General features: G+C 39.0%; 22 protein-coding genes and 1 riboswitch. Of the genes, 17 read left to right on the plus strand and 5 right to left on the minus strand.

The genetic code is table 11. The features are described 5' to 3' along the window. Positions 1–67: 67 nt before the first annotated feature. On the plus strand, positions 68–649 hold the full coding sequence (locus tag NE558_RS00920) for a LysE family transporter (protein WP_256148038.1): 582 nt from the start codon (positions 68–70) through the stop codon (positions 647–649). A 336-nt stretch (positions 650–985) separates the two neighbouring features. On the opposite strand, the gene NE558_RS00925 is transcribed toward NE558_RS00920, so the two are convergent. Beyond that, positions 986–1,210 carry an alpha/beta-type small acid-soluble spore protein gene (locus tag NE558_RS00925; protein ID WP_256148039.1) on the minus strand — a complete coding sequence of 75 codons (225 nt, stop codon included), beginning with the start codon at positions 1,208–1,210 and terminating at the stop codon, positions 986–988. Between the two features lie 145 nt (positions 1,211–1,355). Next, entirely contained in the window at positions 1,356–2,030 is a 675-nt protein-coding gene (locus tag NE558_RS00930) for a Crp/Fnr family transcriptional regulator (RefSeq protein WP_256148040.1), read from the minus strand. A gap of 113 nt (positions 2,031–2,143) precedes the next feature. On the opposite strand from NE558_RS00930, the gene NE558_RS00935 reads away from it, so the two are divergent. The 6 genes from NE558_RS00935 (at position 2,144) to NE558_RS00960 (ending at position 10,060) form a co-directional block, all read left to right on the plus strand. Continuing rightward, the gene (locus tag NE558_RS00935; RefSeq protein WP_256148041.1) at positions 2,144–2,839 is read left to right on the plus strand and encodes a 4Fe-4S binding protein; all 696 of its coding nucleotides are present in this window, start codon (positions 2,144–2,146) and stop codon (positions 2,837–2,839) included. Between the two features lie 589 nt (positions 2,840–3,428). Next, positions 3,429–5,402 carry an excinuclease ABC subunit UvrB gene (gene uvrB, locus NE558_RS00940; protein ID WP_256148042.1) on the plus strand — a complete coding sequence of 658 codons (1,974 nt, stop codon included), beginning with the start codon at positions 3,429–3,431 and terminating at the stop codon, positions 5,400–5,402. A gap of 30 nt (positions 5,403–5,432) precedes the next feature. After that, positions 5,433–8,267 carry an excinuclease ABC subunit UvrA gene (gene uvrA / locus NE558_RS00945; RefSeq protein ID WP_256148043.1) on the plus strand — a complete coding sequence of 945 codons (2,835 nt, stop codon included), beginning with the start codon at positions 5,433–5,435 and terminating at the stop codon, positions 8,265–8,267. Positions 8,268–8,428: 161 nt separating this feature from the next. Next, positions 8,429–8,740, plus strand: coding sequence for a hypothetical protein (locus tag NE558_RS00950; protein ID WP_256148044.1), 312 nt, complete (start codon positions 8,429–8,431; stop codon positions 8,738–8,740). Between the two features lie 151 nt (positions 8,741–8,891). Continuing rightward, positions 8,892–9,557: a single-stranded DNA-binding protein gene (locus tag NE558_RS00955; protein ID WP_256148045.1), complete on the plus strand. Its 666-nt coding sequence runs from the start codon at positions 8,892–8,894 to the stop codon at positions 9,555–9,557. Positions 9,558–9,574: 17 nt separating this feature from the next. Beyond that, entirely contained in the window at positions 9,575–10,060 is a 486-nt protein-coding gene (locus NE558_RS00960) for a cob(I)yrinic acid a,c-diamide adenosyltransferase (protein WP_256148046.1), read from the plus strand. 965 nt (positions 10,061–11,025) lie between these two features. Here NE558_RS00960 and dapB read toward each other — a convergent pair. The 3 genes from dapB to NE558_RS00975 form a co-directional block, all read right to left on the minus strand. Further along, positions 11,026–11,778, minus strand: a complete 753-nt coding sequence (gene dapB, locus NE558_RS00965; protein WP_256148047.1) for a 4-hydroxy-tetrahydrodipicolinate reductase — start codon at positions 11,776–11,778, stop codon at positions 11,026–11,028. A gap of 215 nt (positions 11,779–11,993) precedes the next feature. Next, on the minus strand, positions 11,994–12,878 hold the full coding sequence (gene dapA, locus NE558_RS00970; protein WP_256148048.1) for a 4-hydroxy-tetrahydrodipicolinate synthase: 885 nt from the start codon (positions 12,876–12,878) through the stop codon (positions 11,994–11,996). Positions 12,879–12,916: 38 nt separating this feature from the next. Then, positions 12,917–13,915, minus strand: coding sequence for an aspartate-semialdehyde dehydrogenase (locus NE558_RS00975; RefSeq protein WP_256148049.1), 999 nt, complete (start codon positions 13,913–13,915; stop codon positions 12,917–12,919). A gap of 350 nt (positions 13,916–14,265) precedes the next feature. Next, positions 14,266–14,443: riboswitch (Lysine riboswitch) on the minus strand. 147 nt (positions 14,444–14,590) lie between these two features. Between NE558_RS00975 and NE558_RS00980 the strand changes: the two genes are divergently transcribed. From NE558_RS00980 to NE558_RS01025, 10 genes are all read left to right on the plus strand, one after another. Continuing rightward, entirely contained in the window at positions 14,591–14,812 is a 222-nt protein-coding gene (locus NE558_RS00980) for a small, acid-soluble spore protein, alpha/beta type (protein WP_066053663.1), read from the plus strand. Between the two features lie 48 nt (positions 14,813–14,860). Further along, positions 14,861–15,619: a class I SAM-dependent DNA methyltransferase gene (locus NE558_RS00985; RefSeq protein ID WP_256148050.1), complete on the plus strand. Its 759-nt coding sequence runs from the start codon at positions 14,861–14,863 to the stop codon at positions 15,617–15,619. Between the two features lies 1 nt (position 15,620). Continuing rightward, positions 15,621–16,499, plus strand: coding sequence for an Hsp33 family molecular chaperone HslO (gene hslO, locus NE558_RS00990; protein WP_256148051.1), 879 nt, complete (start codon positions 15,621–15,623; stop codon positions 16,497–16,499). A gap of 39 nt (positions 16,500–16,538) precedes the next feature. Next, positions 16,539–16,982: an NUDIX hydrolase gene (locus NE558_RS00995; protein ID WP_256148052.1), complete on the plus strand. Its 444-nt coding sequence runs from the start codon at positions 16,539–16,541 to the stop codon at positions 16,980–16,982. A 657-nt stretch (positions 16,983–17,639) separates the two neighbouring features. Next, complete coding sequence (locus NE558_RS01000; RefSeq protein WP_256148053.1) at positions 17,640–17,966, plus strand: hypothetical protein; 327 nt, start codon at positions 17,640–17,642, stop codon at positions 17,964–17,966. After that, on the plus strand, positions 17,953–19,947 hold the full coding sequence (locus NE558_RS01005; protein WP_256148054.1) for a V-type ATP synthase subunit I: 1,995 nt from the start codon (positions 17,953–17,955) through the stop codon (positions 19,945–19,947). The genes NE558_RS01000 and NE558_RS01005 overlap by 14 nt, the downstream gene beginning before the upstream one ends. Then, a complete protein-coding gene (locus NE558_RS01010) occupies positions 19,940–20,425 on the plus strand; it encodes a V-type ATP synthase subunit K (protein ID WP_256148055.1) in 486 nt (161 codons plus the stop codon). The genes NE558_RS01005 and NE558_RS01010 overlap by 8 nt, the downstream gene beginning before the upstream one ends. Before the next feature lie 30 nt (positions 20,426–20,455). Continuing rightward, on the plus strand, positions 20,456–21,016 hold the full coding sequence (locus NE558_RS01015) for a V-type ATP synthase subunit E (RefSeq protein WP_256148056.1): 561 nt from the start codon (positions 20,456–20,458) through the stop codon (positions 21,014–21,016). 15 nt (positions 21,017–21,031) lie between these two features. Beyond that, the gene (locus NE558_RS01020; RefSeq protein WP_256148057.1) at positions 21,032–22,009 is read left to right on the plus strand and encodes a V-type ATP synthase subunit C; all 978 of its coding nucleotides are present in this window, start codon (positions 21,032–21,034) and stop codon (positions 22,007–22,009) included. Continuing rightward, positions 22,002–22,319 (plus strand): V-type ATP synthase subunit F, encoded by a 318-nt coding sequence (locus tag NE558_RS01025; protein ID WP_256148058.1) that lies wholly within the window; start codon positions 22,002–22,004, stop codon positions 22,317–22,319. Before NE558_RS01020 ends, NE558_RS01025 begins: the two co-directional genes overlap by 8 nt. Positions 22,320–22,343 lie beyond the last annotated feature (24 nt).

Below are 22,343 nucleotides of genomic sequence, written 5' to 3' on the forward strand. Positions count from 1 at the left end.
TTGAATGCAATAGATCGTAAGAAAAAATCAACTACAATACAAAAGATAATGTTATGGGGGTTTTAAAATGTTTCATTGGCTAAATTTTTTAACGTATGCGGTAATAACAACAGCAACACCAGGTCCCAATAATATCATGTCTATGTCCAATGCAGGACGGGTAGGACTAAAGAAGTCATATCCCTTTAATCTAGGGATTTGGGTGGGATTTATGGCAGTTATGATTATATGTACCGTATTAAGCAGTGTTTTAAATGCGGTGATGCCCATAATCAAAACGCCTATGCTCATTGCGGGAGCCACCTATATGCTGTATTTGGCGTTTAAAACACTAAAAAGAACTGGCGAAATTTCAGAAAAGCAGGTGAAAAACGGGTTTCTTTCCGGCTTGTTTCTCCAATTTATCAATCCTAAGATTTATATTTATGGTATGGTTTCCATGGAATCTTACATATTACCTTATTTTCATAACAGCCCGATAAAGCTTTTGGGTTTTGCAATTTTATTAGCCACAATCGGATGTTTTTTTAATCTTTGCTGGGCCGCCTTTGGTTCTGTATTCAGAATTTTATTTTCTCATCATGCTAGAGTGACCAATACAGTTATGGCATTGCTTTTGGTTTACTGTGCAGTTGCTTTATTTTTATAGAGAATTATGTTTTTGTAAAGTTTATTTGATAAAGCAACAATTATATTCCTTGTTTCCAAGAATATGGCCTCTTTTTTTATTTTGAGCTGTTTTTTTGATTGAGAAGATAAACAAACAGAGAATGTTTTACCAAGTGAATGTACTTTATAATATGCTAAGCATCGGGAACTGTTAAGGATGGTTAAAAATAGGCACGTTGATCTTGTGTGAAAATATGAAAAAGAGTCTGAAGTAAAAATACTTCAGACTCTTTTTTTGCCTCAGACATAGTCTATAGAGGCGATATCAAAGCTGTTTTAGCTAATTAGTTATAATTAGCGACATACTTATCAGAGATTAGCCCTGAGTTTTGCCGGCCATTGCTCTTTCCTGAGCTTCGATCATTTTCTTTACCATATAGCCACCAACATAACCGTTCTGTGCGGATGTTAAGTCGCCGTTGTAGCCCTTTTTCAAAGGTACGCCGATTTCGTTTGCTACTTCGTATTTGAACTGTTCCATAGCTGCTCTAGCCTCGGGTACGTTCATTTTATTGCTTGTGCTGTTAGTTGTTCCACTCATTTTGATTACCTCCTTAAAAAGTAACTGTGTTTTTGTGTTACACTGATATTATTACACAGTCATTTATTATTATGTAGGAACATTTTGGAACGAAATTTTGGAACGAACAGCGTATAATTTATTTTCATATTTTTTCTTACAACCATTATTGATTTGTAAGATTATCTTTTAAATGAAATGAATTTTTATGATACGTTAAATAATCCTCTTGTTGCAGTTTTGAAAGCTCAAGGGACATAGCACTGCGGTCTACTGCCAAATATTCAGCCAACTGCTGACGATTAAAAGGAATTTGAAATACAGGCGAACCAGCCTTGATTGATTCCGCAGAAAGATAGGACAAAAGCTTTTCCCTGGTTGATCTTTTTGTAATATGCTCAATTTTCCCTGTAAGCATAATATTTTTATCTGCCAAAACGGAAAGCAAATTTCGAATCATACGGGAGTGATATACGCAGGCTGAAGAACAAGTATTTAGAATTTGTTTTATGTCTAAAAATAAGACGGTGGTCGATTCTACGGCAAGGGCGCTGACTGTGATGCTTTGGGTGTGGGCGCAAGCAAAGGATTCTCCAAACATTTGGGAAGGGGAGATGTTGCTTAGTATGGTACGATTGCCCCAGAAATCTTCTTTTAAAATATGAATACGCCCTGAAATAACAAGACCAACTGCATTTACGGTTTCTCCTTGGCGAAAGACCAGCTCATTTTTATCAAATTTTTTTTCAATGGCAGTAAGACAGCCAAGCATCGTTTGAATTTCTTCTGTTTTTATTCCAGAGAATAGGGGTGAATTTTTTAAAACAGAAATATATTTCATTTATACCACCTCTTTGTTGTAATTACAACGGAATTTATATGTTTATTATAGTATACTCTACCCATAAAGACAAGAAAAATAAAATTTTTGATAATATATTGGAGGAGAAAATAATGATTAGAAGAATTATTGAAATAGATGAAAAAAAATGTAATGGCTGTGGATTATGTGCATCTGCTTGCCACGAGGGTGCCATTTCCATGGTAGATGGAAAGGCAAAGCTGATTCGAGATGATTATTGTGACGGGCTTGGAGATTGCTTACCAACTTGTCCAACTGGAGCGATTCAATTTGTAGAAAGAGAAGCGCTGGCATATGATGAAGTGGCAGTTAAGAAAAATATGGCAGAAAAAGCTCATGCATTTAGCTGCCCCGGAAGCAGACCACAAATGCTCCAACCAAGTATTCAAAATGATGAGACGGAACAGGTTTCAGGATCGGTAAAATCTCAGCTTCGTCAGTGGCCTGTTCAAATTCAGCTGGCACCTATTCAAGCACCTTATTTTGACGGTGCAAACCTATTGATTGCTGCGGATTGTTCTGCGTATGCCTATGGAGATTTTCATAACAAATTTATGAAAAACAAGGTTACCTTAATCGGCTGTCCTAAGTTGGATGCTGTGGAGTATTCTCAAAAAATACAGCAGATTATTATGCAAAACAATATTAAAAGCGTAACTGTTGTAAGAATGCAGGTACCTTGCTGTGGAGGAATTGAAATGGCTGTAAAGACTGCATTGCAGAATAGCGGCAAGTTTCTACCTTGGCAGGTGGTTACTATTTCCACACAAGGGGAAATTTTAGACTGATTACTGAGAGATTTCTTACTTTTAAATGAGAATAACAAATGATTTAGAAAAAGCTCTATTAGGATTGCAAGAAATTTTTGTAATCTAATCAATAGAGCTTTTTCATTTAAAAAATTAACATATTCCGTAAAAATTCACCTTCTTTTACCATAAAATATGTGTGTGTCTGTGATTGGATATTCAGGTACCCCTTGTCATTAAAATACTGAAATTTATGTTGTGATAGGATGGAAATATTTTTTAAGAATTCCAGGAATTACTATATTTTTAATAAAATTGGAGAGACTATATTTAGTTTTTTATATTTTTAGATGAGATTAAGCATGGCTTTTTTTATTTTTAAAATAGAATTTACTTTCTATAATTGGTAAAAATTTAGAACTAATGTTTGTATTTTGTGCTGTACTTTTTAGAGTATGTGTGCTATAATTTGTTGAGATTTGCGCGAGACAATATTGTGGTTTTTACCATGAAATACTAATTATTTAGTTGTTTCCAAAAGGAACGTTGGTTTGATTCATCTAAAAGATGAGTCTTCTTCTTATTTATATTAAGCGAACCTTTTTTCGGGTTTTACGGAGGTGGAAAAATGGATTTTAAGGTTCAATCTCAATACAAACCGACCGGGGATCAGCCGGAGGCAATCGAAAAGCTTGCCAGAGGATTTCAAGAAGGAAAAAAATTTCAGACCCTCTTAGGGGTTACCGGTAGCGGTAAAACCTTTACTATGGCAAATATTATTGAAAAACTGCAAAAGCCTACCCTGGTAATTGCCCATAATAAGACCCTTGCTGCCCAGCTTTATAATGAGCTGCGGGAATTTTTTCCTGAAAATGCTGTGGAATATTTTGTTTCCTATTACGATTATTATCAGCCCGAGGCATATGTACCCAGTACGGATACCTATATCGAGAAGGATTCATCTGTGAATGATGAAATTGATAAGTTGCGCCATTCAGCAACGGCAGCTTTGGTGGAGCGGGAAGATGTTATTGTTGTGGCCAGTGTGTCTTGCATTTATGGATTGGGCGACCCTGAGGAATATTATGGGATGATGCTTTCGTTGCGTCCAGGTATGGAAAAGGATCGGGATGAGGTATTACGCAGCTTATTGGAAATGCAATATGACCGTAATGATATGAATTTTGAGAGAGGCTCTTTTCGTGTACGGGGGGATGTTGTTGAGATTTTTCCTGTTGGCTCCTCGGAACATGCGGTAAGGGTGGAATTTTTTGGAGATGAAGTGGAAAGAATCACTGAAATTGATGTCCTCACAGGAGAAATTTTGGGAACAAGGGCGCATATTTCTATTTTTCCTGCTTCACATTATGTGACTTCCCCAGAAAAGCTTCGTGTGTCCGTTGAACACATTGAAGCGGAGCTCAAAGAGCGTTTAGACCAGCTGCGTAGAGAGGACAAGCTTTTAGAGGCTCAGCGATTGGAACAGAGAACCAATTATGATATTGAGATGATGCGAGAAATGGGTTTTTGCACGGGAATTGAAAACTATTCTCGTCACTTATCTTTAAGGGAACCCGGAAGCACACCTTTTACACTGATTGATTTCTTCCCTGATGACTTTTTGATGATTGCCGATGAATCCCATGTCTCTATACCTCAAATACGAGGGATGTATGAGGGGGACAGATCCAGAAAAACCACTTTGGTGGATTTTGGTTTCCGTTTACCGTCCGCTTTAGATAACCGCCCGCTAAAATTTGTGGAGTTTGAAGAGAAAATTAATCAGCTTTTGTTTGTTTCTGCGACCCCTTCTGTTTATGAAAAGGAGCATGCTGAGCAAATTGCTGAGCAGATTATTAGACCTACCGGGCTTTTGGACCCAGAAATTTCTGTTCGACCCATTGAAGGGCAGATTGATGATTTGTTATCGGAAGTGAAGAAAACAACCTCTGTTGGGCAAAAGGTTTTGGTAACAACACTGACAAAAAAAATGGCGGAACGCCTGACGGATTATATGCGTGAAGCAGGGGTTCGGGTACGGTATCTTCATTCTGATATTGATACTTTAGAACGCTTGGAAATTATAAGAGATTTACGTATGGATGTTTTTGATGTATTGGTTGGAATCAACCTTTTGCGTGAAGGTTTGGATATTCCTGAAGTGAGTTTGGTTGCGATTTTAGATGCGGATAAGGAAGGCTTTTTACGTTCGGAAACCTCACTGATACAGACTGTAGGACGAGCGGCGAGAAATAAGGATGGCAGGGTTATTATGTATGCAAATGTGATGACAGAAAGCATGAATAAGGCTATTCGAGAAACCAACCGCCGTCGTGGCATTCAGGAAGCCTACAATGAGTTGCATGGAATTACACCTCAGACCATTCAAAAGAAAGTTCATGATATTATACAGATTAGTAAAACGGCTACAGAGAAGCAGAAATTTGGCTTAGATAAGGATCCTGAATCTATGAGTAAGGATGAGTTGAAAAAGTTGACTCAGAAGATGGATAAAGAAATGAAGCAGGCGGCATTGGAGTTACAATTTGAACGAGCTGCAGAGCTGAGAGATAAGATTTTAGAGCTGAAAAAGATGTTATAAAAGCAGTAATTTCCACTGTTAGGAGGAACTATGAAGGATAAAATTGTAATTCGGGGAGCAAGGGAGCACAATTTAAAAAATGTGGACCTTACCATCCCAAGAGATAAACTGGTTGTTTTCACCGGGGTCAGCGGTTCGGGAAAAAGCTCCTTGGCCTTTGATACCCTTTATGCAGAAGGACAGCGACGCTATGTTGAATCTCTGTCCTCCTATGCACGGCAATTTTTGGGGCAGATGGAAAAGCCTGATGTTGATTTGATTGAAGGTCTTTCCCCTGCCATTTCCATAGACCAAAAGACTACAAGCCATAACCCTCGTTCTACCGTGGGGACGGTAACGGAGATTTATGATTATTTGCGTTTGCTTTATGCCAGAATCGGCATACCTCATTGCCCGAAGTGTGGAAAAGAGGTTAAAAAGCAGACCATTGATCAGATTGTAGATCGTATTTTAGAACTGCCTGAGCGATCGAAGCTACAGCTTCTTGCTCCTGTTGTACGTGGACGCAAAGGAGAGCATGTAAAGCTTTTAGAAGATGCAAAAAAAAGCGGATATGTGCGTGTGCGTGTGGATGGCAACCTATATGACCTTTCGGAAAAAATAGAGCTTGAAAAAAATAAAAAACATACCATAGAAATTGTCGTTGACCGTTTGGTAGTAAAGGAAGGTATACAAAAGCGTTTGACAGAATCCATCGAGACAGTAACCAGTCTGACTGGGGGACTTTTGGTGGTGGATGTAAATCAAGGAGAAGAGGAATTGGTGTTTAGCCAAAACTTTTCCTGCCCTGACTGCGGAATTGATTTAATGGAAATTGAGCCACGATTATTTTCCTTTAACAATCCCAGTGGTGCATGCCCCACTTGTACCGGCTTGGGCATGCAAATGAAGTTTGATGAAAACCTCATTGTACCCAATGATAGCCTTAGTATATTAAAAGGAGCCATTGTTGCCCCAGGATATAATTCTATTTCTGCAAAGGACAGCATGAGTCGTGTTTTGTTTGAAGCTTTGTCAGAGCGTTATGGCTTCTCACTGGAAACACCCTTTAAAGACCTCCCTGAAAAAATTAGAAAAATAATTTTTTATGGTACTGGCGGTGAAAAGCTTCGCATTACCTACACAAACTATCGGGGAACAGGTACTTATGATTACGAATATGATGGTTTGATTAACAATTTACAACGCAGATATAACGAAACTTCAGAAGGGATGCGGGGAGAATATGAGGAATATATGACCAATATTCAGTGCCCCGATTGCCATGGGCAACGTTTACGCCCCGAGGTTCTTGCCATTACTGTAGGGGGAAAGAATATCTCCCAATTGACGAAACTTTCTGTAGCAGAAATTCAAACGTTTTTTAGCGAGCTTGCTTTAAGTGGGCGAGAAGAAATGATTGGCCAGCGTATTTTAAAAGAAGTCAATGCCAGGATTGGGTTTTTGATGGACGTGGGTTTGGAATATCTAACCCTTTCACGGGCTGCAGGCACCCTTTCCGGTGGCGAGGCTCAGCGAATCCGACTTGCAACCCAGATTGGTTCGGGTTTGGTTGGCGTTGTTTATATTTTGGACGAGCCTAGTATTGGCTTGCATCAAAGGGATAATGATAAGTTGCTGAAATCTCTGCAGCACCTTAGAGATATTGGGAATTCTTTAATTGTAGTTGAGCATGATGAGGATACCATGTATGCAGCAGATTGCATTGTGGATATTGGCCCCGGTGCCGGTAAGGATGGCGGGGAGGTAATTTGTGTAGGCAGTGTTGAGGAAATTAAGGCGTGTGAGCGTTCGGTTACGGGAGACTACCTTAGCGGCAGGAAAAGAATTGAAGTGCCTAAAACACGCAGAAAATTCGAATCAGAGCATGTGATTCAAATTAGAGGTGCTGGAGAAAACAATTTGAAAAATATAGATGTTGACATCCCATTGGGCATATTCACCTGTGTAACTGGTGTCAGCGGTTCGGGGAAAAGCTCATTAGTCAATGAAATTTTATATAAACGCTTGGCGAGAGATCTAAACCGTGCTAAGCTTCGTCCTGGTGCCCATGGAGAAATGATTGGGCATGAGGTGCTGGATAAGGTGATAGACATTGATCAATCTCCCATTGGGCGTACACCTAGAAGTAATCCAGCAACTTATACAGGTGTTTTCGACTTAATTCGAGATGTATTTACCCAAACCACTGAGGCCAAAATGAGAGGGTATCAAAAGGGTAGATTTAGCTTTAATGTGAAGGGTGGACGTTGCGAGGCGTGTGCCGGAGATGGAATTATTAAAATAGAAATGCATTTTTTACCTGATATTTATGTGCCATGTGAGGTTTGCCAAGGAAAGCGATATAACCGTGAAACTTTAGAGGTTAAGTATAAAGGAAAAAGCATTTCCGATGTGCTGGAAATGACAGTGGAAGAAGCTCTGGCATTTTTTGAAAACATCCCGCGCATTAAAACGAAGCTTCAAACCCTGAATGATGTTGGTTTATCCTATGTTCGGTTAGGTCAGTCATCCACAACCCTTTCCGGTGGTGAAGCCCAGAGGGTGAAGCTTGCCACAGAACTAAGCAAGAAAAGCACCGGGCGTACCATGTATATTTTAGATGAACCTACAACAGGCTTGCATACGGCGGATGTGCACAAATTAGTGGAAATTCTTCAACAATTGGCTGAAGGCGGTAACACGGTTGTAGTCATTGAGCACAACCTTGATGTGATTAAAACGGCGGATTACATTATTGACTTGGGTCCTGAGGGTGGCGATAAAGGTGGAATGGTAATTGCCAAGGGTACCCCAGAGGAAATATGCAAAGTTAATGAGTCTTACACAGGAAAGTATCTAAAAAGTCTGATAGAGAAGGGCTAAAGAGCATAAATCGGTAGGAAAATCAGATTATTTGATTTTTCCTGCCTTTTTTGTTATAATTCGGAAAAAAGGTTTATGTACAAAAGAAATGTTTATATTGACAAGTTGTTTAGAAATCATTACCATAAGATTATAAGATTTTTGGGTGAGTGGAGGAAGATATGGCTAAGGGAAAAGAACCGGTACAGGGTTTTGTACAGGCAAGTAAAAGAGTTACAGATTTATTTGGCTGCGAGGGCGATTTCTTTTTAAAGCCTCTTTTGAATATTGAATGGACGGTGCGTCGAGATGATGATTTTTACTTCCTCTGTTATTGGTTAGAAGACGGCAAAAAGGTTGAAGCGGTAATCGTGAAGAAAAACGGGGAGCCGTTGATATATAAAACGAAAGATTACTCTATGGTCGTAGCCATCGATTGTGTTAAAATTGGGTTTGTTTTTAGTAACGAAAAAAATATCTCTCAAAACCAATAAAAATGGCTAGGATATCAGCGAACGTACCTGAAGGAGGCCTTGAAGAGTTTTTTTTTATATGGACTTCTAAAGGTTTGTTTTTTTGCGTAAACTGAAATACAGAAGGAAGCAATGTCGATGCAAAAATCGGCATAGAAAAGGGGAGAAAGCGATGCATATGGATGGATTGCCGGAAAACAACAGTGTTGCCATTGCCGGTAAAATCGTGGAGGAATGTGTCTTTAGCCACGAGGTTTATGGAGAGGGCTTCTATACGTTTAAGATAGCATCTGAGCGTCTTAGTGATCAGGCTGACATCCTTCCGATCACCGTCTCGGAAAGGTTGATAGATAAGGAGCAGCTAAAAGCAGGCACTTGCGTAGATGTGATGGGACAACTTCGTAGCTATAATAATTATAACAGCAAGAAGAATAGGCTTGTGCTTACTATTTTTGCCAGAGAAATTCGTCTGATGTCTGATGAAGAAAAAAAGAATGAAAATCAAATTTTTCTGAATGGTTTTATCTGCAAAGAGCCAATTTATAGAAAGACACCTTTTGGACGGGAAATTTCAGATATTTTGGTTGCTGTAAACCGTGCATACAATAAGTCCGACTATATCCCCTGCATTGTTTGGGGGCGTAATGCAAGATATATGGCAAATTTAAAGGTAGGAGCAAATATTAAGGTTTGGGGTAGAGTGCAAAGCAGAAGTTATCAGAAAAAAACGGGTGATTTGATTGAAGAGAGAGTTGCCTATGAAGTTTCTGTTTCAAAAATTGAAATTCCCCATACGGATGAGAAATCAAAAACAGTTGAAGATACTACCGAAGAATAGCAGGAGTTGAATATTAAGTGAGACGTGGACAGATTTGCGTTTATTATGGCGCAGGCAAAGGAAAAACCTGTGTAGCTGTTGGCCGAGGGCTAAGAGCGATTGGGGACGATTTGCGTGTTGTGATGATACAATTTATGGATTATCATAATAGTAAGGAAATCGAGTTACTAAAAAAGCTTGAGCCTGATTTTCGTATTTTTCGATTTGAAAAAAATCGTGAAGAGCAGGAATTTGATGAAACCGTTCGTAAGGAAATTAGCGGGGAAATAAAAAATGCTTTCAATTTTGCAAGAAAAATTGTGGATACGGGAGAATGCGAGATGCTTCTGCTGGATGGCATTTTGGAGTGCATAAGAGAGGGCTTTTTGTCTGCTGAGCAATTGGACGAATTGTTGGATCGACGCCCTGATTATATGGATATTATTTTGACAGGGGATGCTTTGCCGCCAACCATAGCGGAGAGAGTAGATTGTATTTATCAGTTGAAGACTGAGAAGCAGTAAGACCTATACGAGGGTTTTGGCTTTCCCATGGTCCAGGATGGATTCCATTGAAAAAAGTCCAATTAAGAAAAGAGATGTTTCATATTTTTTATTTATTTGAAGAAAATCCACCACCAAAAGCTATATGGCCTTTGGTGGTGGATATTTTATTTTAATAATAAGGGAAAGAAGTCCTTTTACTTGTTTTCATGTTAAATAAAAGAAGTAGATTTGATATAGAGAAAATTTAGAATTAAAGGTGACATTATGCATGCTATAGAAATATAAATTATATTTGTGTGTTGACATATGAAAATATATATAATAATATATTAAATAGTTATATTAAATATAACTATTTATTGATGTGCGCATATCTCTTGCAGTCGGAACAAGTAGGTGGTGATGTGAGAAATAGAGTTTGATGGGTAAAAGAAATGGGGTTTAGTAAGTAGAAATGGATTTGATGTTGCCATTCTATGTCGAATTCTTCAATTTATAAAAAAGAAAATGCAGAAGGGGGTTAGCTGAGAGGGATAGGGATAAGACGAATGAAAGTACGGATGATATTGCAAAAAAAGAATAATCTTATATATAGACAGTAAATTATTGCTGTAAAATAAATGAAAAATTATCCTGATTTATCTTTAATGCTAACAATACATAACCAATTTGCTGAAATGAACTAAATTAAGAAAGTTGCTTAAAACGCGAAAAAACAACAAGTGAGATGTTCATGTGGAGTGGCAACAGTAACTTAAGTAAGATTTTATGATGCAACAACGAAAGAATGGAGATAGAGTGCCAACAGCTGCACGATATCAGGAAAAACAGTGCCAGTGCTTTGGTTTGAAGTGACTGACACTGTTTTTATTTTACTTGAGTAATTATAGAATTTTAATGCATTTTAAGGGATTGCACTTTTGTACTGATGCATAGGCAATTAAAAAATCCCCTTTAATTATCATAATAGGGGATTTTCATGATTAAGCTAGGACATCTTTCATTGAATAAAGTCCGGGACCCTGTGAAGCCAAAAATTTTGCTGCTTTTACTGCACCAACAGCAAAAACTTCTCGAGAGGTGGCTTTATGGTTTAATTCAATTACCTCGTCTCTTCCGGCAAAAATAACGTCATGGTCGCCCACAATATTTCCGCCTCGAACAGCATGGATTCCTATTTCTTTACGGTCTCTTTTTTCATTTGTTTGAGAACGATCATACACATAATGGAATTGTTGCTCCATTGCCTCATTTATAGCATCTGCTAAAGCCATGGCAGTTCCACTAGGAGCATCAATTTTCTGGTTATGATGCTTCTCTACGATTTCAATATCAAAATTTGCATCATACAAAGCTTTTGCGGCTTTTTGAACCAACTCAATAAGCAAGTTTATGCCGATAGACATATTTGCGGATTTTAATACGGCAACCTCTTTTGAAGTTTCCTTGAGTAATTCCATGGTTTCATCACTAAGAGCAGTGGTGCAGGCAACAATGGGTATTTTTTTCGCTTTCGCAAAATCCAGTAATGCGGGCACAGCCACTGCTGTAGAGAAGTCAATGATTACATCGGCCTCAATGTTACAGTCAGCAGGCGTTGGGAAAACAGGAAAATCAGCCCCAGGTACCCTTGGGTCAATACCTGCAACAATTTGGCAGGCTGCATCGTTTGCTACGATTTCTGCCACAACTTGTCCCATTTTACCACCGCAGCCATGCATGATAATATTAATCATATAGTACACTCCTTTAAAATCAAACCTTATCCTACTTTTTGAATGATACCCATTTCATTTTAGGAAATGAGTCATTCTAAAGCTTGTCTTTTTCACTGACTGATGTCAGCGTCCATTGTAATATAACGATTTCCAAGCCAATATCTTGTTAGAATGCTATACACAATCAAATCTGTTAAAATGCGGCAAAGAGATATCTTTGCCGCAAATCGTCATTATGAAAGCAAACCGTAGTTTTTCATTGCTTTCTTTAATGTTTCCAGGTTTTTGTCTTCCATAGCACAAAGAGGCATACGGCAAGGGCCAACCTCGTAGCCCATTAAATCCAATGCTGTTTTAACAGGGATAGGATTTACCTCACAGAAAAGGGCAGAAATCAACTCGATTGCACCCAACTGCAAAGCGATGGAGCCCTTTAGATCACCCTCGAAGAATTTAACAACCATATCGTGGGTTTCTTTTGGGGCAATATTAGATAAAACAGAAATGACACCTTTTCCACCTAAAGAAAGGATTGGGAGAATTTGATCATCATTACCGCTGTAAATATCAAAGTCGGGGCCAACTAATGCTGCAATTTCAGCTACCTGAGACAAGTTGCCGCTTGCTTCTTTTACTGCCACGATATTTTTTACCTTGGACAGTTCTAACACTGTTTTAGGAGCAATATTGCATCCTGTACGCCCAGGAACATTATATAAGATAATGGGGATAGATAAACTTTCCGCAACAGCAGTATAGTGGAGAATGAGACCCTTCTGGGTAGCCTTATTGTAATAAGGGGTTACCAATAAAACGGCGTCAGCTCCAGCGGTTTCACAGCCCTTAGCCAACTCGATACAGTGTGCCGTATCATTACTGCCTGCCCCTGCGATAACAGGAACCCGGCCATTTACAACCTCAACTGCGTAGCGTACGCATTCAATTTGTACTTCGTCGGAAAGAGTGGATGCCTCGCCTGTTGTACCACAAATAACCAGAGCATCGGTGTCGTTGGCAAGCTGGAATTCAATTAGTTCTTTCATTTTTTCGAAATTAACAGTACCGTCGGGAAATGTAGGCGTAACCAAAGCAACACCTGCGCCTGTAAAAATTGACATAATGCAAGCACCTCCAAAATTTTTAAATAGGATATAAGTTAAGCGTTCATGTTTTTGATAATTTCTTCTGCAATCTGAACTGCATTTGTAGCTGCACCCTTACGGATATTATCTGCAACCACCCAGAGGTTTACTCCGTTTTCTACACTGTCGTCACGACGAACACGACCAATAAAAACTTCATCATGTCCTGTTGCGCTTTCTGCTAAAGGATATTCGTTATTTTTAGAATCATTCATCATAACGATGCCGGGAGCATTTTTTAATGTTTCAATCAATTCAGCTAAATCAAATGGATTTTCGAACTCCACATTGATGGATTCGCTGTGTGAATTGAAAACGGGTACACGAACTGTTGTAGCTGTAACTTTCAGATTGTCATTATGAAGCATTTTTCTGGTTTCGTTCACCATTTTTATTTCTTCTTTTGTATAGCCATTATCTAAAAATACATCAATATGAGGCAAGCAGTTATTAGCAATGGGATGGGGGAATTTTTGTGGTGCTTCTCCCTTTAGACCATTTTCAAGATCCATCCAACCTGCAAGACCTGCACCGCTAACTGCCTGATAGGTGGAGTATACAACACGCTTAATTTTATATTTTTCATCAAGGGGCTTTAATGCAACCACTGCCTGAATGGTAGAGCAGTTTGGATTTGCAATAATATTTTTGTGCCAAGAGATATCATTGGCATTTACCTCAGGTACAACAAGGGGCACTTCTGGATCCATTCGCCATTGAGAGCTGTTATCAATTACAATACAACCATGAGCTGCAGCAATGGGTGCAAACTTTTCGCTGGTACTGCCACCTGCAGAAAACAGCGCAATATCAATAGGTTTATCAAAGGAATTTTCCGTTAGCTCTTCAACAATATAATCTTTGCCATTAAAGGTAATTGTTTTTCCTGCGGAACGGCTTGAAGCCATAACATAGAAATTTTCAATGGGAAGCTGTCTTTCTTCCAAAACTTTTAAAAATGTTCTGCCGACCATTCCTGTCGCGCCAACAACTGCAAGATTAATTTTTTTCATTTCAAACTTCCTTCTTTCTTTATTATAATAATGTCAAATATGTGAGTATGTGCGAAGAAACGAAAACTTTCAAAAATAGAATGCAAAAATAGTATTGAGAAATCTTCCAAAGTTGTTTCGCAGAAAATCTTATTTATAAATAAGGTATGCGTTTTCCATGTAAATGTAATGGTATGTGAAGGTTGTTTCTTATTTTTGGTCTGATTCTACTAATTTAAAGTTTTATGCCCAGATTCTTCGTCTTAGTGGTATATGTTCCAAAGGCAAGTTTTGCCGGAAAAACAAAAAGAGCCGGCAAGCGCCGACTTCAAAATTTTGCATACAACAAAAGAATGGTAATGCAAAAAAATCAGTTTCGTAGCGCTCCATTGGGGGTACCAATGACAGTTGGACGGTTATTAACCGGACAACCAGAGAAAAAAAGATAAGGCATCTTCTCTCTTCGGCGTTTGCCCCTTTCGGCGGACGGCCTTTATCCCTTATGATATTCGCCCGTGTACTCATGAAAAACGCACCTCTACTTTTAGAACTATTTACTTAATCCATAGTCTACCATCAGAAAAGGATTCTGTCAAATGATTTTCGTTCATAGACAATATTTTTTTTCACAAGGACAGAGGCTGTAAAAAAAATAAAAAATGGGCAATACTGAAATAAAAGAAGGGAGTTTTTTAAATGGGTCAGAAGAAGGAATTGACAGAAGAACAAAAACGAGATATTGCCATGAAGTATGAAATTGCTGAGGAACTGGGTCTTATGGAAAAGGTTGAAAAGGTGGGCTGGAAAGGCCTTACTGCCAGAGAGAGCGGACGTATTGGCGGTATTATGGGAAAGAAGAAAAGAGATGCGGCGGCTAAGGGGAAAAATTCTTGCAATACATCAGAGGAAAAGCTATAATATATAAATTGTTGGATTTTGAAGGTATTGGTATAGGAGAAACGAAAAATGGAAGCTTATGAGGGCTTTGCATCTTTATATGATGTATTTATGGAAGAAATTGATTATCCTGCATGGGTGCAATATATTATTGATTCATGGAAGAAACTTGGCACAAACCCGGAAAGTGTGATTGACTTAGGCTGTGGAACGGGTAATATAACCATTCCGTTTGCAAAGACAGGATGCTCTGTTATAGGGGTGGATATTTCCCAGGAAATGCTTGCTGAGGCACAAAGAAAAGCAATTTCAGAAGGCGTTTCCATACCTTTTTTTTGTCAGGATATGGTGGAGTTAGAGTTACCATATCAGGTAGATTGTGTTTTGAGCCTTTGTGACTGTTTGAATTATTTGACGGAGGAGGGGGAGCTTTCAGCCACCTTTTCTGCAATTAGAAAGCACTTGAACCCTCAGGGGTTGTTTCTTTTCGATATGAATTCGGAGTATAAGTTTAAAGAGGTTTTGGGAGACAAGACTTATGCGGCTATGACAGAGGATTCCGCTTATTTTTGGGAGAATTCCTTTGATGAAGAGGAAAGAATTAATGAATACTATGTAAGCTTTTTTAAAAAGCAAAAAGACAAAGAAACTTACGAACGTGTTGAAGAGTACCATTATGAAAGGGCTTTCAGTATGGAAGAAATAGAATGTTGCCTTGCAGAAAATGGTTTTACACTTTTAAATGTGTATGATGGATATAGTTTTGAGCGAGCAAAAGCAGATAGCCAACGCTATTTTTTTGTGGCGCAGTTAAAGGAGGAAAAATAAAATGGGTGATTATATTGTAAGAGCGATAGCAGGAGGCGGCAGCATCCGTGCTTTTGCCGCAACCACTGGCGAAATGGTTCAGCATGCAAGAGAGGTACATCATACCTCCCCAGTGGCTTCGGCAGCTTTGGGCAGAATGATGACAGCGGCAGCTATGATGGGAAGTATGCTAAAGGGTGAGAAGGACTTGGTTACTCTTCAGATAAGAGGATTGGGACCACTTAAAGGAGCAGTTGTTACTTCCGATAGTAAATGCAGGGTAAAAGGCTATGTCTTTCACCCTAATGTAGAGGTTCCTTCTAAATATCCAGGGAAGCTGGATGTAAGTGCAGCAATTGGCCAAGGCTATATGAGTGTAATCAAAGATATTGGTCTAAAAGAGCCCTATGCAGGACGTATTCAATTGGTCTCCGGGGAAATTGCCGAAGATTTAACTTATTACTATGCCCAATCCGAACAAACACCATCTGCAATTGGCTTAGGGGTTTTGGTGGATACGGATACTTCTATTCGCTGTGCAGGCGGATTTATGATTCAGCTCATGCCTGATGCATCTGAAGAGGTGATTTCTCAACTGGAAACCCGCTTGAACACAATTCCTTATATTACAGATTTGTTGGATATGGGACAAACTCCAGAGGGAATTTTGGAAATGATTCTTCAAGGGATGGATATGAAAATTCTTGATAAAGTTCCAACAGAGTTTTATTGTAATTGTACAAAGGAGCGGGTAGAGAAGGCTTTAATAAGTATTGGTAAAGAAGAACTAGAGAAAATTGCGAAAGAAGATAAAAAAGCTAATCTACATTGCCATTTTTGTGGTAAAGAATACGATTTTTCTGAGGAAGAAATTTTAGCACTTTTGGAAGCTGCAAAATAAAGAGTGTTATTTAAGAGAAGAGAAAAAGGAGGTGACCCTATGAAAAGAGATTTTGCAATTGCCGTCAAGGCAGTTATTGTGAAAGATGAAAAGGTTTTGGTTTTATCCAGATCTCAAGATGAGATGAATTGCAGTTATATGAATAACCAGCAAAAATGGGATTTGCCGGGAGGAGGACTACACTTCTACGAGCATGCCCAGGATGGCCTGCGCCGGGAGATAAAAGAGGAAACCAACCTAGAAGTTTTTGTGGGGGAGCCTGTTTCTCTTTTTGATGTGATTAAAAATCATATCCATCTATGCATTTTTACATATGCCTGTCATTGGAAAAAAGGGAGTGTTGCATTAAGCGAAGAGCACGATGCTTTTGTTTGGATGACAAAGGAGGAAGTGGTTTTAAGTACACTGCCCAATTGGATGAAAAGGGATTTGCTGCGTGCTTTGGATAGAGATAAAAATGTACAAATGGGAGAGATTGAGTAGGCTTAGAGCGATTATCTGGGCTTATTTTTTTACATATAGGCAAGTTCAATGATGTGATTTTCAGATTCTTGAGAAACGAGTGAAATATATTTCATTGTCTGACTGTCAAAAACACGAAAAAAAATAAAAAAATATAGATTTTTGCACAAAAAAAGTTCGATTTGTATGTTAAAAAGTCACAATACCCTAAATTTACCAGTGTCAATAATGCCAATAAAAAACTTTGGGCACTAATAAATTGCATGCAAACTACCGTTCGCAAAGCCTGTAAAACTCAACACAAGGGTATAAAATGAAAAAAGATACTGATTTTAATTTAACAATTATGAAAAGCCACGATAAAATATTACTGTATTGTCGAGATGTAATGGGTTATTGACAATACAAGGCAAATAATTTATTATTTACACTGAGGTATGTTTTAGATTTAATACATACTAAGCGAAACCATAAAAACTTTGTAATTTGGTGTGTTTCCGCTGATGAAAAGGTCTTTTTTTCATATTTTCATGAAAGATGGGTCTGGAATTTTAGGTAGAACTTCTTCTTTTTTTGTATTAAGCAGTGTTATAACTTTAACAAAAGAGGTTCGCTTCCTAACAGAAATGCATACTATACAATTTGCATGGCGAATTGTAAACAAGAGAGGTGATGGTAATGGCTCATGAGATCCTGAGAAGCATCGTAGAGGCTGAAGAACGAGCTGGTCAGATCATAACGCAGGCCACGGAAGACGCGGAAGCTTTGAAAAAAGATGCGCAGAAACAAAGAGAAGTGCTATTGCAGCAGGTTCAACAGCAAGGGAAAGAACTAATGCAGCTTGTTGCGAAACAGGCAGAGGATGAAAGTCGCGTCGAAATCCAGAACATTCAAAAAAATACGGAAACAGTTTGTTTGCAAATTAAAGAGCAGGCAGCACAAAAGAAAGAAGAAGCTGTTCAAGCGGTAATTGGAAGGGTTGTGGGAGTGTATGGCAGTCGTTGAGATGCGAAAGCTTACTGTCATTGGTTTAAATAGCAGCCGAACCCCTTTTATTCATGAGCTGATGCATTTGGGTGTTGTTGAAATCAACTCTCAGGAAGGCACAGTAAATGACGAAGAGTGGATGCCTGATATTTTTAGAACCAGTAACAGTGCGGATGTTTCCCGTTTGGAGGCTGATATTGCCCGTGTCAGCACTGCATTAGAGGCCATTAACCGCTACGATACACGAAAAAAACCTCTGTTTCAGGTTCGAGAGGAAATTGACCGTGGAGAATTTGTCAATCACATGAATCGAACAAAAACAGAAACAGAAATGAACGTGGATACTGCGGTTATGTGCTATAAGCAAATTGCGGATGGACAAAATGAAGTCAATCGCTTAAAGGGTATAATTGCTGGACTGAAACCTTGGGAAAGCATGGATATCCCTTTAGAAATGAAGGAAACAAAGTATTCTACAGTAATTTATGGAACAGTCGGTGTTAAAACAAAGTATGATAGCTTATTGCAGACTGTATTGGAAAAGGTTCCTTCGGCAGTAGTACAACAGATAAGTGTGGATACACAGCAGATTTATATCTCTATTATCTGTTTGAAGGAGGAACGGGAGCAGGTCTATGAAACGCTTAGAGAGTTTGCCTTTAATCCAGTTTCCTTTGCGGAGCACAGGGGAACCCCTAGAGAAGCATTGAAGCAATATGAAACACAAGTAGAAGAAAATCGGCAGAGAATACTTGCCAAAGAGGCTATTTTAGGTGAATTATCTGTGTCTAGAAGCAATATTGAATTCCTTTATGATAGCTTGAATATGCGTCGTGATCGAGCAAAAATCGTTGGGGATATGCTTAGCACAGAAATGGTATTTTACTTCGACGGATGGGTGCCCAAAAAGGCACAGGCAGAAGTTGAGGCACTCTTACAAAAATATGAATTTTATTATAGTATAAATGAACCTGAACCAGAAGACGAGGTTCCTGTCTGCCTTCATAACGGCGGATTATCTACTCCGTTTGAGGCAGTTACAAATATGTATAGTTTGCCTTCAAGGCATGATATTGACCCTACAGCGTTATTGGCGCCCTTTTATTTTATATTTTTTGGTATGATGCTGAGTGATGCTGCCTATGGTATCATCATGGCGGTAGGTTGCTGGATTATACTAAAGAAATATAAACTGGAAGGCATGACTTATCGTATGATAAAAATGTTCTTCTATTGCGGTATTTCTACTTTTATATGGGGAGCTCTTTTTGGAGGGTGGTTTGGAGATTTCTTCACGGTAACGGCTAAAACGTTATTTGATGTAGATTTCGTGATTAAGCCGATTTGGTTTGATCCATTAGCAGAACCTATGAAATTATTAGTTTTCTCCCTAATCCTTGGTGGCATTCATTTGTTCGTGGGTATGGGAATACAGGCTTATATGTTGATTCGGGATGGTCATCCCCTAGATGCATTGTTTGACATTGGTTTCTGGTACATAATATTGATTGGTTTGGTTTTGTTTGGCATTGGCGGCAGTGTATCCCCTGTAATGGTCACGGTAGGCAAAGGAATGTCTATTGTGGGTGCGGTTGGTATCGTACTAACAGGAGGGAGAAGCAAAAAAAGTATTTTTGGTAAAATAACGGGAGGGCTTGGCAGTCTTTACGGAATTACCAGCTATTTATCTGATGTTCTTTCCTATTCCAGACTTCTTGCATTAGGTTTGGCAACGGGTGTTGTTGCAAAGGTAATCAATACTTTAGGATCCTTGGCAGGTGGTGGAATAAAGGGCGCAATTATTTTGCTGATAGCATTTGTATTTGGTACCATTTTCAACATTGCAATCAATGCGCTGGGTGCATTTGTTCATTCCTGCAGATTGCAGTATGTAGAATTTTTCGGAAAATTTTACACAGGCGGCGGCAGACCGTTTGCACCTTTTGAAAGAAGAACAAAATATATCAAGATACTTAAGGAGGAGAAGAATAATGGTTGAGAGTTTATTCAGTGGTGAATTTTTAGCGATGGCAGGTGCAGCAATGGCTGCTCTTGCAGGTATAGGTAGTGCGATTGGCGTAGGTGTTGCTGGTGAAGCGGCAGCGGGTGTTGTTTCTGAAGACCCTAATAAATTTGGTCAGGTTCTGTTGCTGCAGGCATTACCTGGAACTCAGGGTATCTATGGTTTGCTGATTGCTTTCTTGGTTATGGTTAAAGTAGGGCTTTTGGGTGGCGATGGCATGATTGAATTGACAATGATTCAGGGCGCAGGTATTTTTGCAGCATCCTTACCTGTTGGCTTGGTAGGCATCTTCTCTGGTGTTGCTCAGGGTAAAGCAGCAGCGGCAGGCATTATGTTGGTTGGTAAAAAACCCAGTGAGTTGGCAAAAGGTATGCTTTTCGCAGCGATGGTAGAAACATATGCAGTATTGGCTTTGCTTATTTCCTTCCTGATGCTCAACAGCATCCAGGTATGATAAACTTGAAAGAAAAGGAGGGGCACTCCTATGAATGACGGTAAAATTATCATCGATAAAATCATAGAGAAGGCAGAAGCGGAAGCAACGGCAATCAAAGAGAAAGCCAATTTGGAAGTGGAAGCAGTTTTAAAGGCAGCAGAAGAAAAAGCAAAGCGTGAAAGTGAAGTTTTGAAAAAAAATGCCGAAGCTGAAGCAGAAAAAATAAAGGCAAAGGCGATTTCGGGTGCAGAGCTGCAAGGAAAAATCACAGTTTTGCAAGAAAAGCAGAGCATTCTTGAGGATGTCATTGCTGAGGCGAAAAGAAGATTGGAAACGTTACCAGATGCCCAGTATGCAGAAACGGTAGGCATTATGCTTGCCAAGTTAGATAAGGATATCGGTAAAGAAATTATTGTTTCGAAAGGGGATAGAGAACGCTTGGCTTCTGTTATAGAGGAAAAAGGCTTTATCCTTTCTGAACAAAGCAGGGAACTTGACGGTGGGTTTATAGTGAAAAATGGAGATATTGAATATAATTATTCTTTTGAGTCCATTATCACGGTGGAACAAGAAGAGATTAGACAAATAGCAGCAAAAATTTTGTTTTAAGGAGGGGGATTCTTGATGTCAAAAAATAAGATTTACCCTTTCGCTGTGGCTAGTGTCCGTTCTATGGAAAACTCCTTGGTGACAAAGCAAAAGCTAATGCAGATGGCAGATGCTAAAACTGCTGAAGAGGCCTTGCGTATATTGTCTGACAGTGCTTACGGTAAAACGCAGATAAGAGGCGTTTACGAATTTGAAAAAATGATTGGAAATCATTTGGAGGAAACCTATCAGGCTGTTGCAGGGTTGATTCCTCAAGAAACATTGATTGATATTTTCCTTTATAAAAATGACTATCATAATATCAAGGTTCTTTTAAAAGAAGAGGTTTCCAAGGTAAGTGGTAAGAAGTTTTTAATTTTGGGCGGAACAATCCCTATAGAAACACTGCGTAAGAATTTGCGGGAAAGAAACTATGCGGAGTTACCCAATATAAACGGGGAGGCCGTAGAAGAGGCCATTAGCATGTATGCCAAAACTCGTAACGGAAGATATATTGACACCATTTTGGATAAGGCTTGCTTTTCAACAATGGAAAAGGCAGCAGCGAAATTAGGAAATATTTATGTTTCCAAATATGTTCAGATGCTGGCAGATATCACGAATTTGAAAACCCTTTATCGGGTGAAAAAAATGGAAAGAGAGTTTCAGGTTTTGGAGGAAAGCTTTGTACCCGGGGGGAGTATAAGCTTAGAGCTGATTTCCAGGGCATTCCGTAGTGATTCTTTGGTGGCAGTTTTAAAAGAAACGCCGTATGGCTTGCTCTGCGAGAAATATATGGATCAAGGTTTTACGGCCTTTGAAAAAGCTTGTGATGATTACCTGATGGAGTATATCAAGGATGCAAAATATAAGACCTTGACTCCTGAACCGGTTATGGCGTTTATATTGGCGAAAGAAACCGAAGCGAAATGTATTCGTATCATCATGACTTGTAAGATGCATAGCATTGATGCGGCCATTATTAAAGAAAGGGTGAGAGAGACTTATGTCTAAAGTTGGAATTATTGGCGATAAGGACAGCATTTTGGGCTTTCTCGCTCTTGGAATTGACATTTTCCCTGCTTACAATGCAGAGGAAGTAAAAAAGGCAATTCATAAACTGGCAGAAAAGGACTATGCGATTATTTATATCACAGAGCAGGCTAGTTTAATGGCGAAGGAAAGCATTGCAAAATACAAGGATTTTGAATTGCCCGCGATTATTGTGATTCCTGGTGTTGGTGGAAGCATGGGTCTGGGTATGAACGAAGTAAGAGAATCGGCAAAACGTGCGATTGGTGCGGATATATTGTTTAGTGAATAAATACGATTGTAGGTGAATGAGCAT

It is taken from the genome of Anaerotignum propionicum (assembly GCF_024461735.1).
In the GTDB taxonomy this organism is placed as follows: domain Bacteria; phylum Bacillota; class Clostridia; order Lachnospirales; family Anaerotignaceae; genus Chakrabartyella.